At 58.6% G+C, this 18,173-nt stretch carries 20 protein-coding genes; 4 read left to right on the forward strand and 16 right to left on the reverse strand.

Translation table 11 applies throughout. The features are described 5' to 3' along the window. Positions 1-16 precede the first annotated feature (16 nt). Genes HZB34_04300 through HZB34_04315 form a run of 4 tightly spaced genes read left to right on the forward strand, consistent with a single transcriptional unit; the run spans position 17 to position 1,360 of the window. Positions 17-463, forward strand: coding sequence for a c-type cytochrome (locus tag HZB34_04300; GenBank protein ID MBI5315170.1), 447 nt, complete (start codon positions 17-19; stop codon positions 461-463). A gap of 48 nt (positions 464-511) precedes the next feature. Further along, positions 512-802, forward strand: a complete 291-nt coding sequence (locus HZB34_04305; GenBank protein MBI5315171.1) for a type II toxin-antitoxin system RelE/ParE family toxin — start codon at positions 512-514, stop codon at positions 800-802. Positions 803-811: 9 nt separating this feature from the next. Beyond that, complete coding sequence (locus HZB34_04310) at positions 812-1,168, forward strand: putative addiction module antidote protein (GenBank protein MBI5315172.1); 357 nt, start codon at positions 812-814, stop codon at positions 1,166-1,168. Positions 1,169-1,192: 24 nt separating this feature from the next. Next, positions 1,193-1,360 carry a hypothetical protein gene (locus HZB34_04315; GenBank protein MBI5315173.1) on the forward strand — a complete coding sequence of 56 codons (168 nt, stop codon included), beginning with the start codon at positions 1,193-1,195 and terminating at the stop codon, positions 1,358-1,360. Between the two features lie 124 nt (positions 1,361-1,484). Here the strand turns inward: HZB34_04315 and HZB34_04320 are convergent, their stop codons facing one another. The 16 genes from HZB34_04320 to HZB34_04395 all read right to left on the reverse strand — a co-directional run. Next, a complete protein-coding gene (locus HZB34_04320) occupies positions 1,485-4,229 on the reverse strand; it encodes a GNAT family N-acetyltransferase (GenBank protein ID MBI5315174.1) in 2,745 nt (914 codons plus the stop codon). A gap of 161 nt (positions 4,230-4,390) precedes the next feature. Next, the gene (locus tag HZB34_04325; GenBank protein ID MBI5315175.1) at positions 4,391-5,503 is read right to left on the reverse strand and encodes a glutaredoxin family protein; all 1,113 of its coding nucleotides are present in this window, start codon (positions 5,501-5,503) and stop codon (positions 4,391-4,393) included. A 75-nt stretch (positions 5,504-5,578) separates the two neighbouring features. Next, positions 5,579-5,839, reverse strand: coding sequence for an acyl carrier protein (locus HZB34_04330; protein MBI5315176.1), 261 nt, complete (start codon positions 5,837-5,839; stop codon positions 5,579-5,581). Further along, a complete protein-coding gene (locus HZB34_04335; GenBank protein ID MBI5315177.1) occupies positions 5,836-7,044 on the reverse strand; it encodes a 2-oxo acid dehydrogenase subunit E2 in 1,209 nt (402 codons plus the stop codon). Before HZB34_04335 ends, HZB34_04330 begins: the two co-directional genes overlap by 4 nt. Positions 7,045-7,109: 65 nt before the next feature. Further along, positions 7,110-9,032 (reverse strand): pyruvate kinase, encoded by a 1,923-nt coding sequence (locus tag HZB34_04340; protein MBI5315178.1) that lies wholly within the window; start codon positions 9,030-9,032, stop codon positions 7,110-7,112. A gap of 37 nt (positions 9,033-9,069) precedes the next feature. After that, a complete protein-coding gene (locus tag HZB34_04345) occupies positions 9,070-10,047 on the reverse strand; it encodes an alpha-ketoacid dehydrogenase subunit beta (GenBank protein MBI5315179.1) in 978 nt (325 codons plus the stop codon). Between the two features lie 38 nt (positions 10,048-10,085). Further along, on the reverse strand, positions 10,086-11,084 hold the full coding sequence (pdhA, locus tag HZB34_04350; GenBank protein ID MBI5315180.1) for a pyruvate dehydrogenase (acetyl-transferring) E1 component subunit alpha: 999 nt from the start codon (positions 11,082-11,084) through the stop codon (positions 10,086-10,088). Between the two features lie 78 nt (positions 11,085-11,162). Next, on the reverse strand, positions 11,163-12,923 hold the full coding sequence (acsA, locus tag HZB34_04355; protein MBI5315181.1) for an acetate--CoA ligase: 1,761 nt from the start codon (positions 12,921-12,923) through the stop codon (positions 11,163-11,165). Between the two features lie 175 nt (positions 12,924-13,098). Next, positions 13,099-13,461: a cytochrome c gene (locus HZB34_04360; protein ID MBI5315182.1), complete on the reverse strand. Its 363-nt coding sequence runs from the start codon at positions 13,459-13,461 to the stop codon at positions 13,099-13,101. A 48-nt stretch (positions 13,462-13,509) separates the two neighbouring features. Further along, positions 13,510-14,367 (reverse strand): universal stress protein, encoded by an 858-nt coding sequence (locus tag HZB34_04365; GenBank protein ID MBI5315183.1) that lies wholly within the window; start codon positions 14,365-14,367, stop codon positions 13,510-13,512. A 17-nt stretch (positions 14,368-14,384) separates the two neighbouring features. Continuing rightward, positions 14,385-14,960, reverse strand: coding sequence for a hypothetical protein (locus tag HZB34_04370; GenBank protein ID MBI5315184.1), 576 nt, complete (start codon positions 14,958-14,960; stop codon positions 14,385-14,387). Between the two features lie 30 nt (positions 14,961-14,990). Further along, positions 14,991-15,491, reverse strand: a complete 501-nt coding sequence (locus HZB34_04375) for an ATPase (GenBank protein ID MBI5315185.1) — start codon at positions 15,489-15,491, stop codon at positions 14,991-14,993. 32 nt (positions 15,492-15,523) lie between these two features. After that, on the reverse strand, positions 15,524-16,195 hold the full coding sequence (locus tag HZB34_04380) for a phosphoribosyltransferase (protein MBI5315186.1): 672 nt from the start codon (positions 16,193-16,195) through the stop codon (positions 15,524-15,526). Between the two features lie 221 nt (positions 16,196-16,416). After that, positions 16,417-17,067: a 1-acyl-sn-glycerol-3-phosphate acyltransferase gene (locus HZB34_04385; GenBank protein ID MBI5315187.1), complete on the reverse strand. Its 651-nt coding sequence runs from the start codon at positions 17,065-17,067 to the stop codon at positions 16,417-16,419. Between the two features lie 776 nt (positions 17,068-17,843). Beyond that, on the reverse strand, positions 17,844-17,999 hold the full coding sequence (locus HZB34_04390) for a hypothetical protein (protein ID MBI5315188.1): 156 nt from the start codon (positions 17,997-17,999) through the stop codon (positions 17,844-17,846). A gap of 23 nt (positions 18,000-18,022) precedes the next feature. Next, a partial coding sequence (locus tag HZB34_04395; GenBank protein MBI5315189.1) for an Hsp20 family protein occupies positions 18,023-18,173 on the reverse strand: 151 nt, incomplete at its 5' end.

Raw genomic sequence — 18,173 nt, forward strand, 5'->3', positions numbered from 1 at the left:
CTCAGAGGGGAATAATATGAGAGAAGTTTCTCTTACCTGCTTCCTTTTCGTGGGCTGCTGGGGGATTCAGTTCACAGATACAGTTGAGATGAATGCCTGGGCCGGTTCTCCGCCGTCATCCAAGAGTACAAGAGCGGCAGGCGATGCCGAGCGGGGCAGAGCGGTCTTCAATGGGAAGGGCGTGTGCCACTACTGTCATGGCATTGATGGAAACAAAAACCTACGACCGCAACTCGCAGCCGACACAGCCACACTCATCAGTCAACTCAATCCTCCACCGGTCGATCTGAGAAATCCCGAGGCACTACATCTGAAATCTGACAAGCAGCGCGCGCGTGCAATCCGGGAAGGACACCCGGGCACAGGCATGTTCCCGGATACCACCATGACCGATCAGGAACTCATCGATACGCTAGCCTACCTGGCGCTCCTGCGGCGTGAGGGTTCCCTAAATGGCAGATAGACCAGTTACGCACATTGACAAACTGTAGCCTTCTGGCTACAGTGCTTCATGTTTGAGGTTCGCAAAACTGAGACCTACGCGCAGTGGCTTGATGGATTGCGCGACATTCGTGCGCGAGCGCGGATTCAAGTCAGGGTCGAACGCCTGGCGACAGGAAATGCGGGGGATGTGAGGCCAGTGGGTGAAGGCGTTTCTGAAATGCGAATCGATTCTGGTCCCGGCTACCGTGTGTATTTTACGAAGCGCGGACGCGAGATGGTGGTTTTGCTAGCCGGTGGTGACAAACGCACGCAGACCACCGATATCAAAACAGCCTTGCGTCTTGCACGCAATCTGTAGGAGCGCATGATGAGCAAAACGACGACCACGCGGTACGATGTTGCGGAGCACCTTCGCACGCCGGAAGAAATGGCTGCGTATTTGGAGGCGTGCCTGGAGGAGGCTGAAGGCGATGCCGCCTTTATTGCCAAGGCACTGGGCGATATTGCCAGGGCCAAGGGCATGGCCCTGGTTGCCAAGGAGGCCGGTTTGTCTCGCGAAAGCTTGTATAAAGCGCTCTCTGGTGAGCGGAACCCAGACTTCGATACGATCCTCAAGGTGGTGGGAGCGCTGGGGCTGAAATTACATGCCCAAGCAGCCGGTAAGCGGCTCAGTGCATCAAGCTCTCGTGCAAGCAGTCGCGGGACAAAGCGGCGTGCGGCATGAGTGGGCGTCGTAAAGGCACCTGCCATGTGCAAGCAACAACTGCCACCTATCTACCCAGGTGAAATCCTCCTGGAAGAATTCATGGAGCCACTGGGCCTGTCTGCCAATGCGCGCGCGCAACGCATTGGCGGAACTACTTCGCGTGTCAGCGAGATTGCCAACGAGCAGCAATGTTTTGCAGGGACACAATAGAATGGCTTTAATTTGTCGCTTAACAGTGACAGCGTTGTGTTTTCGTTTTCCTTGTGGTTGCCAGGTCTAGCTGTGGTTTGCCGCGGGCGGATCGCATCCGCTGGATCGCCCAGCCGGCATGTTCCTAAACCGTCGGCGAACTCTTCTCAACGCGAATTCTGGCGTCCACGATCTTGCAACCTTGCCCAGGCGGGAGGGCGAAGATCGGATTGAGATCGAGTTCGCTGATCTCGGGGATTTCTTCGACAAGGCGAGAGAGACGCAGCAGTACCTCTTCGATGGCTTCCACATCCGCTGCAGGATGGCCTCGGTAGCCTTGGAGCAATCGATAGCCCTTGATCTCGCGCACTATTTGAGCTGCATCACGATCGGTGAGGGGTGTAATCCGGAATCGCACATCGCCCAGGATTTCCACGTGAATGCCTCCCAGCCCGAACGCGATCAAAGGGCCGAAGAGAGGGTCATGTGTCACGCCGACCATCACCTCCGTGCCGCCTGACTGCATCGGCTGCACGAGCACACCTTCCATCGCCTCCAGTTTATTTTCTTGTGCGAGCCTGGCCTGAATCGCCTCGAACGAATTCCTCACGGCCTGCTCATCAGACAGGTTCAGATGCACGCCGCCCATCTCGGTCTTGTGCAGGATCTGGCGTGACGCGAGCTTGACGGCAACGGGAAATCCCACGTCATGCGCCAGGGCCGCTGCCTGGTCTGCGGTCCTCGCGACGCCGCCCTGTGTCACAGGAAGTTTCGCACAGGCGAGGAGGGTTCTGGTGTCCTCGACGGTCAACCAACCGGGCCCTTCTTGAGACAGGGCCTGAGCACAGATCGCTCGCGCAGTCCCGAAATCTATGTCGTCGAAGTCTGGAATCATGCCGAGAGGCTCGGTGCGCCATGCTTCATACCGGAAGGCTTTGCTGAGCACAACCGCTGGCTGCTCCGGCAATGAAAATGTGGGAATCGTTTCGCCTGCCGTCTCAAAGGTCCGCCCGAGGTCCCCTTCAGCCATCCAACAGATATAGATCGGGATGTCGGTGCCGCCAGCCTGTCTGGCAGTGGAGATCCCGCGCAAAATCCCGTTTGCAATGCCGACTGCGTCGCCGACAGTCACGGACATGTAGAGAACAATCAGCGCATCGATCTCTTTGGAGGCGAGGAGGGTGGTGATCGCGTTTGTATAATGATCAGGAGCGGCGGATGCGATGAGATCGACCGGGTTCTTCACCGAGGCGGCGGGAGGTAAGAAGGCCGACAGGGCGGCGGTGGTCGCCTTGGACAACTCGGGGACAGACAATCCTCCCGCTTCGCAGGCGTCGGTGCAGAGAATGGCGGGGCCGCCGGCATTGGTAACGATGCCGACGCGCTTTCCATTCGGCAAGGGCTGATCGGAAAGCCCTCGGGCCAGGGCAAAGAGCTCATCCAAGGTGTCTGCGCGGATCACACCGGACTGCTGAAAGAGTGTGTCAACGGCCACCTCACTCGATGCGAGTGCGGCGGTATGCGAGCTGGCCGCGCGCCGTCCGGCGAGGCTCCGGCCGGATTTGATCGCCACGATCGGTTTGTGACGAGCAACGCGACGCGCAATTCTCGCAAACCGTCTGGGATTCCCGAAGGACTCCAGGTAGAGGAGAATGATGTCGGTGGAAGGGTCGCCTTCCCAATATTGCAGAAGATCGTTCGTGGAGATGTCGGCTTTATTTCCTACGCTGACGAATGAGGATACGCCCAGCCGAAGTCGATGGGCTGCGGCGAGGATTGCGAGCCCCAGCGCGCCGCTCTGGGAGGCCATGGCCATGCGGCCGGAGGGGGGAAAGACCGACGTAAATGTGGCGTTGAGACGGACGGCCGGATCGGTATTCAGGAGCCCAAAGCAGTTCGGTCCGATCATGCGCATGCCCTGTTGACGGATAACCTCTACGAGACGGTCCTGGGCCTGCTTTCCTTCAGGGCCAGATTCGGCAAAGCCCGAGGAGATCACGATCACGGAGCCGAAGCCTTTGCCTGCACAATCGGTGAGGACCGGCAGCACCGCATCACGCGGTACGGCAATCACCGCCAGATCGACGGCGCCGGGGATTGCAGTCACGGACGAGAAGGCAGTCAAGCCTGCAATGGTTGCCGCCTTGGGGTTCACCGGATAGATGGCGCCGCGAAACCGGTTGACGGCAAGGGCTTCGACAATCCGGTAGCCGATGCTTTGGGGATCGCGGGACGCTCCGATCACGGCCACGGAACGAGGATAGAAGAACGGGCGAAGCGAGGCAGTCGTGGCGATACGCTCGCGCAACTCCAAGCGAGTCGTCGTGTTCTCGGTCGGGTGCAGCGAGATCTCGACTTGCATGTCGCCGCCTTCATAGGTTTCATGGACCGGGTACCCGGATTCCTGGAAGACTTCGCGCATAGCCAGATTGTCAGTGTGTGTGACAGCCCACAGTCTGGTGAAACCCCGGTGTATGGCCAGCATCGCCAACCGTTCGAGCAGGATCGTTCCCAGGCCTTTCCCGTGATAGTCGTCGTCGACTGCCATAGCCACTTCGGCCTGATCGGCGGTTCGCGCCCAATATGAGCCGGCGGCGATGATGCGCGGCTGTCCTGCGAGGGTTCTCGTGACCACGATGGTGAGTTGTTTGGAGGGATTGGAGGAATCACACAGCGACACGATGGTGTCAGCAGGGGGCGCCGTTTCAGAAAAGAACCGATGACGCCTGGATGCCGGTGACAACCGATCGATAAACCTTTGCATCATCGCCTGGTCTTCCGCACGGGTCGAGCGGAGGGATGCGGTCGTGCCATCGCGCAGGATGACCGGTCCAGATTCCAGGCTCTCAGATGCCGGAGGCGGTTGGAACAATGGGCGGATCTGCTTCATGCTCGGTCACCCACTCGACATGCTGTAATCAATGTCGCGGCGTTATCGCTCATTCCGTTCATTTCGTCCTTTCCCAGATCTGCAACATCCCCAGGTTCGCTGGAGAATACTCTCGGTTTCCTGTTGAGACAAGTCCGGCAAGCTGAAATCGTGCGGAACGGTTACATGAGCCAGTCGGGTTTTATCAGTAATAAGCCACCAAGGGCGGCCATTACGATCCCGCTCACCAATTTCAGCCAACGACCGGCACGTTCCTGCAATTTTCTGCGACTCAGCGTGACCACCGCGATCATGACCATGAGACTGTCATCCAAGATATAGGCCAGGTTGTAGAGGCCGAGGTAGCCATAATATTCCCAGGAGGGCATCTGTTGAAGAGTTAAAATCTGCGTGTAGAGCGCCGGGAATCCGGCGGTACAGAGTAGTTCGACCAGATTCACGAGTCCTGCGAGTACCACGATCCCTGCTATCGCACCGGCGAGATGCTCGGCTTGGAGTATGCCTCGGACACGGGTGTACAGTCCGGGCTTGGCGGACTCGGGAATGCTCAGCGCGATGCCGTGATGCAGCGCAAAGAAGTCCTTCACATTGACCGCACCAACCAGGACGGCGATGCCGCCGAGCCCGATCTGAGCAGCGCGCGAAAGACCGAGCAAGAGAAACATGTTGAGCCAGGCCGCCATGAAGGCAAAATACACCAGGCCACTGACGAGGACGAACGTTCCGGCGATGAGCGCCATCTTCCGTCGATCTTGAAGATTGACGAGCAATGACAATAGAAAGAGCAGTACCCACATCGCGCAGGGATTGAATCCATCCAGCAACCCGATGACAATGGTGAACAGCGGAAGGCCCAGTTCCCTGACGCGAAGCTCGCCGAACCATTTGGACTGGACGCTCTCAACAGCCGGAGGCGGTGTAGCAGCTTGGGTGTTCTGGTCAAGCCGGGCGCGTATCTCTACTCCGGTCGTGTCGGTTGAGAGGAATCCGACAATCAGCTCTGTGCCGATGAGAAAGGTGGGGACGCCGACGCTGGACAAACCTCGTTCAGCGACTAATGTGGCGAGCCGCTGCCGGGCGGCTGGATCCTCAGCTATGTCGTAGATGGCGATCCGCAGCAGTGGCCGTTCACGCCGAAGTTCATCGAGAAAAGTCTTCGCAGCTTCGCAATGGGGACAGCCGGCGCGAACAAACACTTCGAGATCCGGGACTGGTTCGCCGGCTTGGAGCCGAGCGCCGCTCCCCACGATGAGTAGGACAAGGCATATGCCGATCGTGCGAACGAATCTCAATATGTTGTGATGTGGGTGGAACACAATGTCGCGCTAGCTGGTCGTGTCAAGGGAGGGTCATGTCACCCGCTTGTCCGACAATTGGTCCACGCAGCCATTGAGCGTGGCGTACTTCGGATAGTCAGCTTCCGCAATCTCTACGCCAAAGGTCTTGTGAATCATGATCACAAAGTTGAGGAAGTCCATCGAGTCGATATCCAGCTGATCACGGAAGCTGACGCCGGGCGTCAAGGCCGTCAGATCTGCCTCCGGCGCGATCTCGCCAAGGAGCTGAAGGACGGTTTTTCTTATTTGGTCCGGCGCGAGCGGAGTGTTCATAGCTGTCCTGGCTCCTGCAACAAACGATCGACGGCTGAAAGAAAGACCCCGCCGCGGTGGCCGTCGGTCACGCGATGATCCGCCGACAGGCTTGCGGTCACAACCGGCCGCGAGACCACCTGTCCATCGAGGACCCACGGACGTTCCACGACCTTTCCGAAACCGACTAAGGCAACCTGCGGCGGATAGATGACGCCGAACACGGTTTCCACTCCCTGTTCACCCAAGCTGGTGACCGTGATGGTCGGGTCGGACAATTCCGAGCCCCGTAACGTTCCGGCACGGGCCCGTTTCACGACATCCTGGAAGCTGGTCATGAGCTCACCAAGGCTTCGCTTGTCCGTATCGTGAATGGCCGGCGCGATGAGGCCTCCTTGCCGGAGGGAAACTGCCACACCGACGTGGATATTGGGGCTCTGAACTGCGGCGTTGTCTTTCCACAGTGCGTTCAACTCCGGTACCTGCCGCAGCGCCAGGGCCACGGCTTTAACAAGTAAGACGCCGTATAGCAGCCGATCCGTCACCGGCCGTTTGATGTTTTCTTCTTTGAGCCACGTCATAGCCCGGCCCATGTCGATGGTGCTGCTCAGATAGTAATGGGGGATCTCCCGTTTGGATCGTGCCATGGCGGCTGCAATGGTCTGTCGCATCCTGGCCTGGCGATCGCCGGCCGCGTCGGCGAAGGCAGTGGGTGCGGAGGGTTCTTGGCGTTGTCTTTGAGCGCCATGTTGAATGTCGTCCAGGGTGATGGCGCCGCCGGGACCAGTGCCCTGAACAGAGGCGGGATCCACTCCTAATTCGCCGGCGAGCTTGCGCGCCGCCGGCGAGATGCGAAGCCGTCTCGGTTCTGTAACCGGTGCTGCGGCCGGCGGAGGTGCAGGAGGAACCGATGAAACCGGTTCCTTCGGCGAGACTCTCTGCAATGGAGCTGGAGATGCGGGAGATTGAACGGCGGGTGTCGCCTGAATTCCCTCTTCTCGGATGATTGCCATGACCGTGCCGACCGGAACACGGTCGCCTGGTTCCGTAAGGAGTTGCTCCAAGACTCCCGTGTGGAAGGATTCGATCTCGATCGCGGCCTTCTCGGTATCCACCTCTGCGATGATCTCACCCTTGACCACCCGTTCGCCCACCTTCTTTTTCCACTGGACAAGAGTCCCTTCGGTCATATCTGAGCCGAGGGTGGGCATCACAAATTCAGCCATGCGACGTTCTCCGGTCAAGAGTCCTGGTAGAAGTGCAAATCAATCCACCTGTGGGTGCACGCCTGCTAGCGAGTCGGGTCCTGAGATGGCCCGGTGCCGGCATGCAGACCGGTCTCGGGTCGATCGAATATGCCGTGCTGGGCTGTGATATCACGAAAGACCTGCCGTTTCTTAATCCGCTGGCGTTCTCGCGAACCGAGCAAATCCGCAAGGATCTTCACGGCGTCCAACACAAACCTGCCTTTATTCAACATGACGCAGTCGGCCCGCTGTCCTGTGGCAGCATCGGTAATCTCGGCTCGTGCAGGCAATCCGCTTTTCGCCAGGTTCTCCAGCACTTGCGTCGCCCAGATCACGGGCACATGGGCGGCCTCACAGAGGCAGAGAATATCCTCCTGTACCAGTGCCAGATGCTCGAAGCCCACCTCGACCGCGAGATCGCCTCGCGCAATCATCACGCCGAATCTGGGTAGGTTCAGCCCGGCAAGGAGAAGCTGTGCCAACCGATGAATGGCCTCTCGAGTCTCGACCTTGATCACGATTCCCAAATCGGGACACCCGAGATCTTCTAGGGCCTTGCGCAAATCTAACAGATCTTGAGGATGGTGCGCGAAGGAGAGGCCGACTGCCGTCGCATGCTGCGCGACAAATCGAAGATCCTCCCGGTCCTGGGCCGTAAAGGCGGGGACGTCAACAGGAGAGTCGGGGAAATTGAGGCCCCTCTCCGGACGAATGCGTGCCGGGATATCATGCGGAGCGATGACTTCAAGTTCCACATATTCCGGATTCAGATTCCGGACGATGGTCGTAATCTTGCCGTCATCGATACACACGCGATGTCCCAGCTTTACCATCTCCAGCACTGCGGGAAGGGTGCAGCTGATTCCAGGCGGCTGCCGTCCCCGAGCCTCATGGCCGAGACGAGCCGGCTCTCGGTAGAGGACCAATCGGTCTCCTGCCTGGACGCGAATGTCCACCGGTTGAGGCATGATCGGCCCGATGCGAAAACTCGCTCCGCCAGTCGTCACGAGTTCCATTCCTTCTTCAAGATAGGTCGTTCTCTCCAGCCCGACACGAACTTTCGTGGGACTGACGCGCTCAAGCAAACGGAGAGCCCGTACACGACCTCTGGTGTCCGTGAACCGCAGTTCTTCGCCGAGCACCAGGTTCGTCAGGCCGCTTTGACCTGGCAGGGCGATAACAAAGCTCGAAGGGGCGCCCGGTGAGCGGACCCGTTGGGTTTGCGATGCTTCGGCGTCAAGGAATCCTTCCAAAATGCGGGCCGGCCGCCCGTAGTCGTCCTTCTCCACCGTGAGTTTGAGCGGCCTGGTTGTCAGCATCAACGGCCCGGTCCGGACCTTCGGTCCGGCGAGATCCATAAACACCCGGCAACTGCGTCCGATCGCTTGTCCCCTGCTCGCTAATCGCTTCTCTGCATCCCGTACCGCAGTAATGATCATGGACCATTCATGAGATGTGTCGTGGGCACAATTGACCCTGGCGATATCCATCCCCTTCACCAGAAGCTGCTCAAGCAGTTCGGGTTGCCTGACGACGTCAGGGTCCAATGTCACCATGATGCGAGTGTGGTGATGCGGGCGAGGTCGCCCCAATAACATGGCGCTGCGCCGGGACAGTATGGACCGTGCCTGTGCAAAGTCGGGGGCCATAAGAGGAGTGTCTGTCGGTTCGATCCCCACATGCCCCATGACCTTCCTGAGGCTATGGAGTACCGAGCCTTCGAGCCTTCCCAAAGAGGACAACCCACGTTCCGCCAGCTCCAGTTGAAGATGTTGAAGATCATGCTCACGCAGCGCCAGGTAAGCGAGGAGGTTGTCGCAGCTGCATTGCGCGTCAGGGTCTGAAAGACGGAATTGCGCTCGAGCCTCTGCGGCCCTCTGTTGGACAACCTGGAATAAGTTGCCGAGTGTCTTGACGAGGAATGAGTCAGGCTCAGTGGTGCGACGATTCCCTGGCAACGAATTCATAATTCCACATCTCTCTTCTCGTCAGGGGACGTTCGGATCAGCGTCGAAGCATGTTCCGAACTGTCAGCGCAATCTTTTCAGGCTGCGGGATTGCGGCGTCTTCCAGGTGTTTGGGATAGGGGATCGGCACCTCGACGCTACAGACCCGGGCGATCGGGCTATCCAGATCATAAAACGCCCCTTCCATGATCTGCGCGGATACTTCGGCGGCAAAACTGCCGGTGCGCCACCCTTCGTCGATCACGACCGCGCGGCGCGTTTTCCGCACAGAGGTCAAGACTGTCGAGATATCGAGTGGCCGGAGTATCCGGAGATCAACGACTTCAGCCGAGATGCCCTCATGGGCAAGTTGGTCTGCTGCTTCGAGCGCTTTCCAGAGAGAGCCCCCGAACGTGATCAGCGAGATATCTGTTCCGGCCCGTCGGATTGCCGCCTGTGTCAGATCGACGGGGAGGGCGCTCTCGTCGAGTTCGCCTTCGAACGGGTACAAGTAGGCATGCTCGAAGATAAAGACTGGGTCCGGTTCTTGGAGTGCCGCAAGCAGCATTCCCCGGGCATCCGTGACGGTGGCCGGCGCGAGCACCGTGATCCCGGGGATGTGGGCATACCAGCCTTCGAGGCTATGCGAATGTTGGGCAGCCACCTGCCGGCCTGCGCCGGTGGCCATCCGCACGACGAGAGGAATGCTGAACTGTCCGCCGGACATATGGCGAATCGTGGCTGCATTGTTGACAATTTGATCGAGGGCGAGCAGGCTGAAATTCACCGTCATCACTTCGACGATCGGTCTCATGCCACCCAGAGCGGCTCCGATGCCGGCCCCGACGAAGGTGCTTTCAGACAGAGGAGTATCCCGGATACGCTCCGGCCCGAATTCATCCAGAAAACCCTTGCTACAGGCGTAGGTCCCGCCGTACTTGCCGACGTCTTCACCCATCAGAAACACGCGCGGATCGCCCTGCAAGGCTTCCCGCAACCCAGCCCGCACCGCTTCTCTGTATGTAATTTTAGTCATGTCGAGTGTAGAAGCGATCAGCCATCAGCTATCGGCTGTCAGCTCTGGGCTGACCGCTGAGAGCCGTTCTTCGGCGTATACACGTCCTTCGTGAGATCTTCCAGAGGTTCCCACGGACCCATTTCGGCAAACGACACAGCTCCTGCAATCTCTGCCGCAATGGCGGTTTCCATCTTATCGAGGTCGGCATCAGTCACGTACCCTTCGGTGCGGAGCTGTTGCTGGAAGAGGGCGATCGGGTCGCGCTGTTTCCATTGGGCGACTTCGTCCTTTGTCCGATAGAGCTCCGCATCGTACATCGAGTGGGCACGAAACCGGTAGGTTCGGTACTCAAGAAGATAGGGCCCGTGGCCTGTGCGAACGAAATCGACGGCTTTTCGCGTGGCTGCTTCCACTTCGAGCACATCCATCCCGTTCACGGCTTCGGCCGGAATCGCATAGGCATCGGCCTTGCGGGCGATGTCGGTCTGTGATTGGTGCCGTCCGAGCGCGGTGCCCATCGCATAGAGATTGTTTTCGCAGAGGAACAGCACCGGGAGCTTCCAGAGCGCGGCGAGATTGAGGGACTCGTGGAACTCTCCTTCGGCCACAGCGCCGTCGCCGAAGAAGCACGCAGTCACTCTACGGCGTTGCTGCATGTTGTCGGCCAACGCGAGTCCGACGGCGACCGGCAGCCCTCCGCCGACGATCGCCAAGCCTCCATAGAAGCGGCGTGCGGCGTCGAAGAAGTGCATGGATCCCCCGCGTCCCCGCGCGCAGCCGTTCGCTTTCCCGTACAGCTCCGCCATCAGCGGTCCCATTGGGGTGCCCCGTATCAGCGCATGGCCGTGCTCTCGATAGGTTCCGACGATCGCATCCTCCGACGTGAAACATGGCATGGCACCGACCGCGACCGCCTCCTCACCGATGTAGAGATGCAGGAAGCCGCGGATCTTGCCCCCGCTATAAAGTTCTGCGCACTTCTCCTCAAACCGCCTGATGCGGAGCATCTGGCGCAGAAGGTCAAGGGCATGATCGCGATCTACGACGGCATCCATTTCTTCTCCATCACAGGTGCGAGCTGTCAGCGCACACTCACTCTCCGATGCTGACGCTAAAGGCTGACCGCTGAAAGCTCATCCTTCCAACGTCGACGTATCACCTTCCGGTAAACCGAGTTCACGGGCCTTGAGCAACCGCCGCATGATTTTCCCGCTTCTCGTTTTGGGCAAGGTCGGGAGAAACGCAATTTCTTTTGGCGCCACGGCGGCGCCAAGTCTGGCGCGCGCAAAGCCCAGCAATTCACGGCGCAACTCTTCGGAGGGCTCATACCCATCCTTGAGCGACACGAAGGCTTTTACCACCTCCATGGCGACGGGATCCGGCTTCCCGATTACGCCGGCTTCTGCGACCGCCTTGTGTTCGATCAACACGCTTTCCACTTCGAACGGGCCTATCAAGTGGCCGGAAGTTTTGATCACGTCGTCCGCTCTGCCGACGAACCAGAAATAGCCTTGTTCATCCTTCTTGGCCAGGTCTCCGGTGAGGTACCAGCCTCCGGCAAAGCACTTCTGATAACGCTCCGGTTCGTTCCAATAGCCGCGGAACATCGAGGGCCAGCCTGGACGCAGGGCCAGTTCTCCCTGTTCGCCGGGGGTCTCGATCAATTCGATGGTGCCGGCCTCCGTCTTATGCACGATAGCAGCTTCAATACCGGGAAGCGGACGGCCCATTGAACCGGGTTGAATGTCCATGGAGGCATAATTGGCGATCATGATTCCACCGGTCTCGGTCTGCCACCAATTGTCGTGGAACGGCTGGCCGAAAGCCTCTTGTCCCCACACGACCGCTTCAGGGTTGAGGGGCTCACCCACGCTTGCCAGAAAACGAAGATGACGGAGGTTGTATTTTCTGACGAGCCCCGCGCCGCCTTTCATCATCATGCGAATGGCGGTGGGGGCTGTGTACCACACAGTGACACGTTCCTCTTGCAGGATGCGACACCAGCGTTCGGCATCGAAGTCCCCCTCGTCCACGATGCTGGTAATTCCGTTCGTCAGGGGCGCAATGATCCCATAGGACGTCCCGGTGACCCAACCGGGATCTGCTGTACACCAAAACACGTCATCTTTGTGAAAATCCAGCGCGTACTTGCCGGTCATGTGGTGAGCCACCACTGCCTGATGGACATGAATAGCCCCTTTGGGTGTGCCGGTCGTGCCACTCGTAAAGTGGAGCAGTGCGATGTCCTCCGGATCCGTGGGTCCGATAACGAAGGACGGACTGGCCTGCTGCATGAGCGCCCACAAATCCTCTGTGCCAGCGATGGCGGTGCGCTGCCGGTCCTCTCCGATAAGCAGGATGTGCTGAAGGTTTGGGAGCGCCGCGCGAATAGCGGCCACTTTTCGTTGATACAGCGAGGCGGTGGTGACGAGGACGTTCGCCTGGCCGATATTGAGTCGTGCTCGGATCGGCTCAGGGCCGAAGGCAGAAAACAGAGGGCAGAACACACTACGGTTCTTGAATGCCCCGAGCGCAGCGATGTAGAGCTCCGGAATGCGTCCCGCCAGAACAAATACGCGATCGCCTCTGGCTACGCCCAACTGCTGAAGCAGGTTGGCAAACCGGTTCGTCAGGTCCTGTAGCTGGCCGTAGGAGTAATCCTCGATCGTTCCATTTTTTCCCAGCCATCTGATCGCCAAATGTGACGCGCGTGCTCCGTTGGCATGACGATCGATGGCCTCATGCGCGATGTTGAGGCCTTGATTGTCACGGAGCCCTTCCAGGTCCTGTCTGGCCTGCTTCCATGTGAATCGCGCATGGATACTCCCGTAGTCGTGGAGATTGGGAACGGTCTCCCAGTCCCGGCTGGATTTAACGATCGTCGACCAAGGCATAGATGACTCTCCCTGCGCGGGAGAGTGCAAGGCATAGGCCATTGAGACTAAAGCAGAAAACATGAAATCTGCTTGCAAATCCGTAGGTCGGAGCAATGAGCGGGAGCTATACGTTTAGCTCGACTGTGGCAGAAGTCGCCAGGGTGTCTCTGATGCCAGTGGAGAATCGCGCCAATTAACTGACAGTGCCGGGAGGAGACACATCCCTGATGTACGACAACACATCCAAGATTTGCTGATCCGTCAGCTTGCCGCGGAAACTATGCATCGGGCTGAACAGTACGCCGTTCGAAATCGCCACGAGCAATTCCCAATCGCTCTTGGATCGAACGATGGAGGATCGAAGATTGGCAGGCTGTACGATCAAATCCTTGCTATCCGGCCCATTCCCATCCAAGGTGTTCCCATGACAGCGGAGGCAGTTCTTTTGATACACCGCGTGCCCTTCCTTGGGATTCCCGCGGACGGTCTGTCCGGCAGCCCAGGAACCTGCCAACAGGATCAAGCACACCGCACTGATCATGCTCAGGACTTTCATGTTGTCGACTCTCCTTGGTTTGGTGGCGTCGCCTCCCGTGAATTGATCTCAACGGACAACGAGGACCGAAGTTGTGGCCCGATGCACAATCCCGTGTGACACGCTGCCCAGCAAGAATCCCTCGATCCCCATCCGACCATGGGAGCCGACCACAATGAGGTCGCGGCTCTGTCCCATTTCGCACACAGTCGTGGCGGGATCACCCAGGCAGACCTCGGTAGACGGGGTGAAGTTCGGGCCGGCCAACGCCCGGGCCGTGTCTTTCACGACCTGTTCAGCCTCTCGCTTATTTTGTTCAGACCAGCCTTCGAGCCCTACCGTCAGACGCGGGTCAACCAGATGCAGCGAGGGGACGACCGAGAGGATGGTAATTGCGACGGGGTTCTTGAAGGGGTGCGACGTCAGCCATCTCTGCAAACGGATCGCATCCTCGCGACTTTCCACTGCCAAGAGGACGCGGGTGATAGGCCGGGCTTTCCCCTTCACAATCAGGGTCGGCACTGTGGCATGGAGTACGACGCGGTGGGACACGCTGCCGAGAAACAGCTCCGCCGCCCGGCTGTGATCACGCGTGCCGACTGCGATAAGGTCGGCCTTGACCGCGGAGGCGCTGTCGAGAATGAAGGATGCCGGGTGCTGGACTTCACACAATGTTCGGACGGAGGGGGTTTCAGCCGGCAGCAGAGTGCGGCAGCGCTCAACCGCCTGACGACCGGCGTCAATCATGGCCTGGCGGAACTCGTCGTACCCTTGCACATTGAATACTCCCGCCACGAGGGGAGACTGGAACATGCCAAGATCCACCCCATGTACGAGCACGACCTCCTCCGGCCGGTAGAGCATTCCGATCTGTTCCACTGCGGAAAAAGCTTCATCTGACCAATCCACCCCGGCTACGATTCGCATTATCGTCTCCCAATCATTCAGAACAGTGGATGTGGTGACGTGCCGAAGGGCAAGACCCGTGGCGTTTCGCCGGCATTTCCTCTGATGCGCCAGGCGCCTCCTTCAAACGTCAGATAATGCACCTCTTGGTACCAGCTGTCGATCGGGACCCGGAGGCCACTGGTCTTTGAGATGCCCGACAGGCTCCCTGTGCAGGTCACTTCAATGATGGCGTTGGAGCCAGATCCTACTTTAGCGATCTTCGAAAAGAAATGCACTCCCCCCAGATCACGGTATTCCTTAAAGATGTCGGACCAGATCTTACGAATATCTGCCAGTTTCAGCCCATGATAGTTGTACTGGGTTGCATGGAGCGCGATGATACCCTCGAGATTTTCCTCAGCGATGGCTGCGTCAGCCTTGTGAAACACATCCAAGATCTGGTTGACAGTAGCCTGATCCACTTCCACGACCGCGCCAGTCTGAAGCAACGTGTCTGCATATCCTGCCGTTCCGGTCAGCAGGCTAAGTGTCACCACAGCGACACATAGCGATCGACTGGAGCAGGACCACCTCGACTGTGCCATGGTGATACCTCTTGTGAGACCGGACATACTAGCCTCCTCTACTGTTGAGATCAGGGATCAGCGACTCCATGTGACCCGTATAAATTGTTCCCCCTCGTCGTAATGGACCTCGAACGTTCCTTCGTAGGCGTGATGGAGAGTTTCACCGATGCGCCGGGGGAGGTGCGTGTCTGTGGTTGAGATCACCAGGGCCGCGCCCTGCTGTTCATATCCCATGATGCGGGACAAGGGGTGCTCCGCCTTCTCCTTGGCTTCCGTGTTGTGGACTACCCCCATGATCTCTTCCTTGTGATCAGCGAGAAAGGGGCCGTTCAAAGTTAGGAAACCTTTAGGGTACTTGTCCCGAATTCTCAGGCAAGCAGGGCAGACAATCTCATCGGCTTCTGCCAGCTTCGGGTTCCAGGTCCAGCGGCCTTTATGAAACAGGGCCCCGCACTCGGTGCAGACTGTCGGCTCTTTGAGCTTGCCCCGCAGCTTATAGGTGTCATGTTGGTACTCTTGAACAGTCCGGTCTCTCCGAGCCCCCAATCCTGACGGGATCTTTGAATGTGTAGACATGTGACGGGCATCCTCCTTGGCGACAAGCCGCCTTACGAAGCCGGTGACGAGGAGGCGCGTTCGAGCATTGCCGCCTCGGCCAGATTTAAGTATTCCACCACGTCGCGATCTTCAACCTGGGTGAAGTCTACGAAGAAATCCCCCACGGCGTAGAAGGGATCCGGAGTCATGAGAATGATCAATTCGTTCACATGCGCTTGGACTTCCCGCATGGTCGATGGAGGTCCGACCGGGATCACTCCCACCAGATGGCGGGGCTGTAAACTGCGAATAGCCAGTGCCGAGGCCAAAAATGTCGAGCCTGTGGCAATGCCGTCGTCAACCAGGAACACGGTGCGGCCTGTGAGTTGCGGAAGCGGCCGTCCTTGCCGATACAGGTCCTTGCGTCTGGCGATTTCTTTCTCCTGGACATGAATCAACCGCTCCAGCTCATGCCTGGATAGGTCAAACGAACTGATCGCCTCTTGATTCAGATAGCGGGCCCCTGTCTCAGCCACAGCTCCAATCGCATACTCGGGATTGCCCGGTGCACCGATCTTGCGTGTGATAAACACATCCAGCGGGACATGGAGGGCGAGGCTCAGTTGATAGCCCACAGCTACACCGCCGCGCGGAAGAGCGAGAATCAATCCTGTCGGATCGTTGCGGTAGTGGCTCAGCTTCTCGGCCAAGGTGCGGCCTGCTTCTTCTCGATTACGAAACATTCACCCCCGCCCTTTCCTCTAGCCCGCATTCATGACCGCTTCTGCTGCAATCGTGGATCCGACGCTGCGACCGTTCGCGTCGATCGTCGTTCGTGAAGCGTGAAGCGCAGACCGGAGTGAGTGCATGTCCGTCCTTCGCCTGCGAGATACGAGAGACGCTTCACGAGATACGCGGTCCAGCCAATTTCTCGACGAACCGTCATGTACCCCACAACAGGCAACTATGCCAACGATTCCACGATACCCCGTAACCGCTCGGTCAACTTTGTCGCGGCAGCTGGGTCTTCCTGGTCCCACGTGACCTCAATCGGCTCTCCAACAATGACGCGCACCTTCGGGAAGCCGATTCTGCCCTGCGAGAGGGCCCGTGCCGTGCCGATGAGGTGAACCGGGATAAGGGGAGCCCCCGTCACGAGTGACAGGTGTGCCGCGCCCCGACCCCACGGATTGGTGCTGCGCACGCCGCCCTGTGGGAAGATCGCGACCGCCTCTCCCTCATTGAGCGCTTGCAGCACCTTTGCGAGAGCGGAAAAGTCGAAGTGGCTACGCTCAACCGGGATTGCGCCGAGCCCGTCGAGCATCCAAGCCAGTAGTCGGAACCGCCAGAGCTCTGCCTTTGCGACGAAACGCAGGTCGCGCGGGATTGCCGCTCCCAGAATGATTGCGTCGAGGAACGATTCGTGGTTTGACGCGATGACCGCAGGTCCGGAGGCAGGGACGCGATCGGCGCCGATCACCTCGATCCGGTAGATGGCGCGCACCAAGCCGCTGAAGGCACGACGAACCTGGCCATAGTTCGGAGCAGAGAATACTGTGAGACTGTTTGCCTTGCTCGCCCGACGGCCGAAGCGAGTTTCCATCGATGATTCCATCAGATCTACGTTTTCTCCTTGACTGCTGCGCTCACGCGCAACATCCATTGGACCGTCTTGAAAAGCAAAATAAGTTGCTGGGAAGAGAGGGTTGCATTGTCGGTGCCACAGAATGTTGTCGCCGGCTGGGAGAGGGAGAAGTTCCGTAACTCAGGGAGTTACAGGCTTACAGGATGAAGGAATGGGCTGCACCATCCGGCTCGATGAGGAAATTCGGGTCAGTGGACGGTCCGGGGGCTGTTGCCAAATGCCTCAGTACGAAGAATCCCCCCCCTGAGCCGATCATCAAGCGCCGACTGGATCCGTCGAGTAGAATCATGGCGACGGTCCATTCTTCCGGAAGTACTGGGCGGTCGTTTTCCGGACCTTCGTGAAACATTGAGGACAGTAGGTATGGGTGAGAGCAAAAGCCTCCAGCTTTATGTCATAGGTCTTGTTATGCATGTGTGGCGTGAGCCAGCATTCGAGACCGGGGGATGAGCCCCTGTCGTCTCGAATGAGTCCGCACTGACAACAGACAGGGAGCAACGTCGGTTGTGTGAACGGCTCCTCGTTCAGGACGGGCGGTGTCCCATGAGTGGCCTGGGCTGATGGTGTTTCAGGAGACATATGCCATCCCTTTCCTTCGTCCGCCAGACCAGGACATCTGCTGCTGCCAGGTCCTGAACGATCTACGGCATGGTCACACCGACCCGCAGCCAATTGCGGAACCGGGGAATTCCCCAGTTTCGCTCGAATAACGTATTTGCTTCCTCCGCGGGCCTTGGTCTTGTCCCCTAGAAGATTCCCTCTGTGACTCCTACGCCGATCAAAAACATGGCGAAGAGAACCAGGAGCGCGATCAGCCACCACAGATGATGCTGAGGTTCCGTGGTTCCACGATGTCCCCTAAGGTCCCATGGTACTTCAAGATAGTGGGGATGGCGAAGCATGGCTTCCCTCCTTTCCTTCGGCTTCAGGCGACCTTCACCTCGATGGACTTCGGCTTTACCTTCTCCGACTTGGGCAGGTGCACCTGCAAGACCCCTTCCTTGTACTCCGCGCTGACCTTGCTGCCGTCGGCATCCTCCGGCAACGTGAAGCTCCGCATAAAGCTCCCGTAGGCC

The organism is Nitrospirota bacterium, assembly GCA_016219645.1.
Classification (GTDB): Bacteria; Nitrospirota; Nitrospiria; order Nitrospirales; family Nitrospiraceae; genus Palsa-1315.

What these genes read in the sequence shown, in the direction of transcription:
- HZB34_04380 (MBI5315186.1), bottom strand. Translation starts at nt 16,195, where the DNA reads ATGTTTCGTAATCGAGAAGAAGCAGGCCGCACCTTGGCCGAGAAGCTG.
- HZB34_04310 (MBI5315172.1), top strand. Translation starts at nt 812, where the DNA reads ATGAGCAAAACGACGACCACGCGGTACGATGTTGCGGAGCACCTTCGC.
- HZB34_04370 (MBI5315184.1), bottom strand. Translation starts at nt 14,960, where the DNA reads ATGTCCGGTCTCACAAGAGGTATCACCATGGCACAGTCGAGGTGGTCC.
- HZB34_04375 (MBI5315185.1), bottom strand. Translation starts at nt 15,491, where the DNA reads ATGTCTACACATTCAAAGATCCCGTCAGGATTGGGGGCTCGGAGAGAC.
- HZB34_04330 (MBI5315176.1), bottom strand. Translation starts at nt 5,839, where the DNA reads ATGAACACTCCGCTCGCGCCGGACCAAATAAGAAAAACCGTCCTTCAG.
- HZB34_04320 (MBI5315174.1), bottom strand. Translation starts at nt 4,229, where the DNA reads ATGAAGCAGATCCGCCCATTGTTCCAACCGCCTCCGGCATCTGAGAGC.
- pdhA (MBI5315180.1), bottom strand. Translation starts at nt 11,084, where the DNA reads ATGGATGCCGTCGTAGATCGCGATCATGCCCTTGACCTTCTGCGCCAG.
- HZB34_04305 (MBI5315171.1), top strand. Translation starts at nt 512, where the DNA reads ATGTTTGAGGTTCGCAAAACTGAGACCTACGCGCAGTGGCTTGATGGA.
- HZB34_04335 (MBI5315177.1), bottom strand. Translation starts at nt 7,044, where the DNA reads ATGGCTGAATTTGTGATGCCCACCCTCGGCTCAGATATGACCGAAGGG.
- HZB34_04360 (MBI5315182.1), bottom strand. Translation starts at nt 13,461, where the DNA reads ATGAAAGTCCTGAGCATGATCAGTGCGGTGTGCTTGATCCTGTTGGCA.
- HZB34_04300 (MBI5315170.1), top strand. Translation starts at nt 17, where the DNA reads ATGAGAGAAGTTTCTCTTACCTGCTTCCTTTTCGTGGGCTGCTGGGGG.
- HZB34_04365 (MBI5315183.1), bottom strand. Translation starts at nt 14,367, where the DNA reads ATGCGAATCGTAGCCGGGGTGGATTGGTCAGATGAAGCTTTTTCCGCA.
- HZB34_04385 (MBI5315187.1), bottom strand. Translation starts at nt 17,067, where the DNA reads ATGGAATCATCGATGGAAACTCGCTTCGGCCGTCGGGCGAGCAAGGCA.
- HZB34_04315 (MBI5315173.1), top strand. Translation starts at nt 1,193, where the DNA reads ATGTGCAAGCAACAACTGCCACCTATCTACCCAGGTGAAATCCTCCTG.
- HZB34_04390 (MBI5315188.1), bottom strand. Translation starts at nt 17,999, where the DNA reads ATGCTTCGCCATCCCCACTATCTTGAAGTACCATGGGACCTTAGGGGA.
- HZB34_04340 (MBI5315178.1), bottom strand. Translation starts at nt 9,032, where the DNA reads ATGAATTCGTTGCCAGGGAATCGTCGCACCACTGAGCCTGACTCATTC.
- HZB34_04345 (MBI5315179.1), bottom strand. Translation starts at nt 10,047, where the DNA reads ATGACTAAAATTACATACAGAGAAGCGGTGCGGGCTGGGTTGCGGGAA.
- acsA (MBI5315181.1), bottom strand. Translation starts at nt 12,923, where the DNA reads ATGCCTTGGTCGACGATCGTTAAATCCAGCCGGGACTGGGAGACCGTT.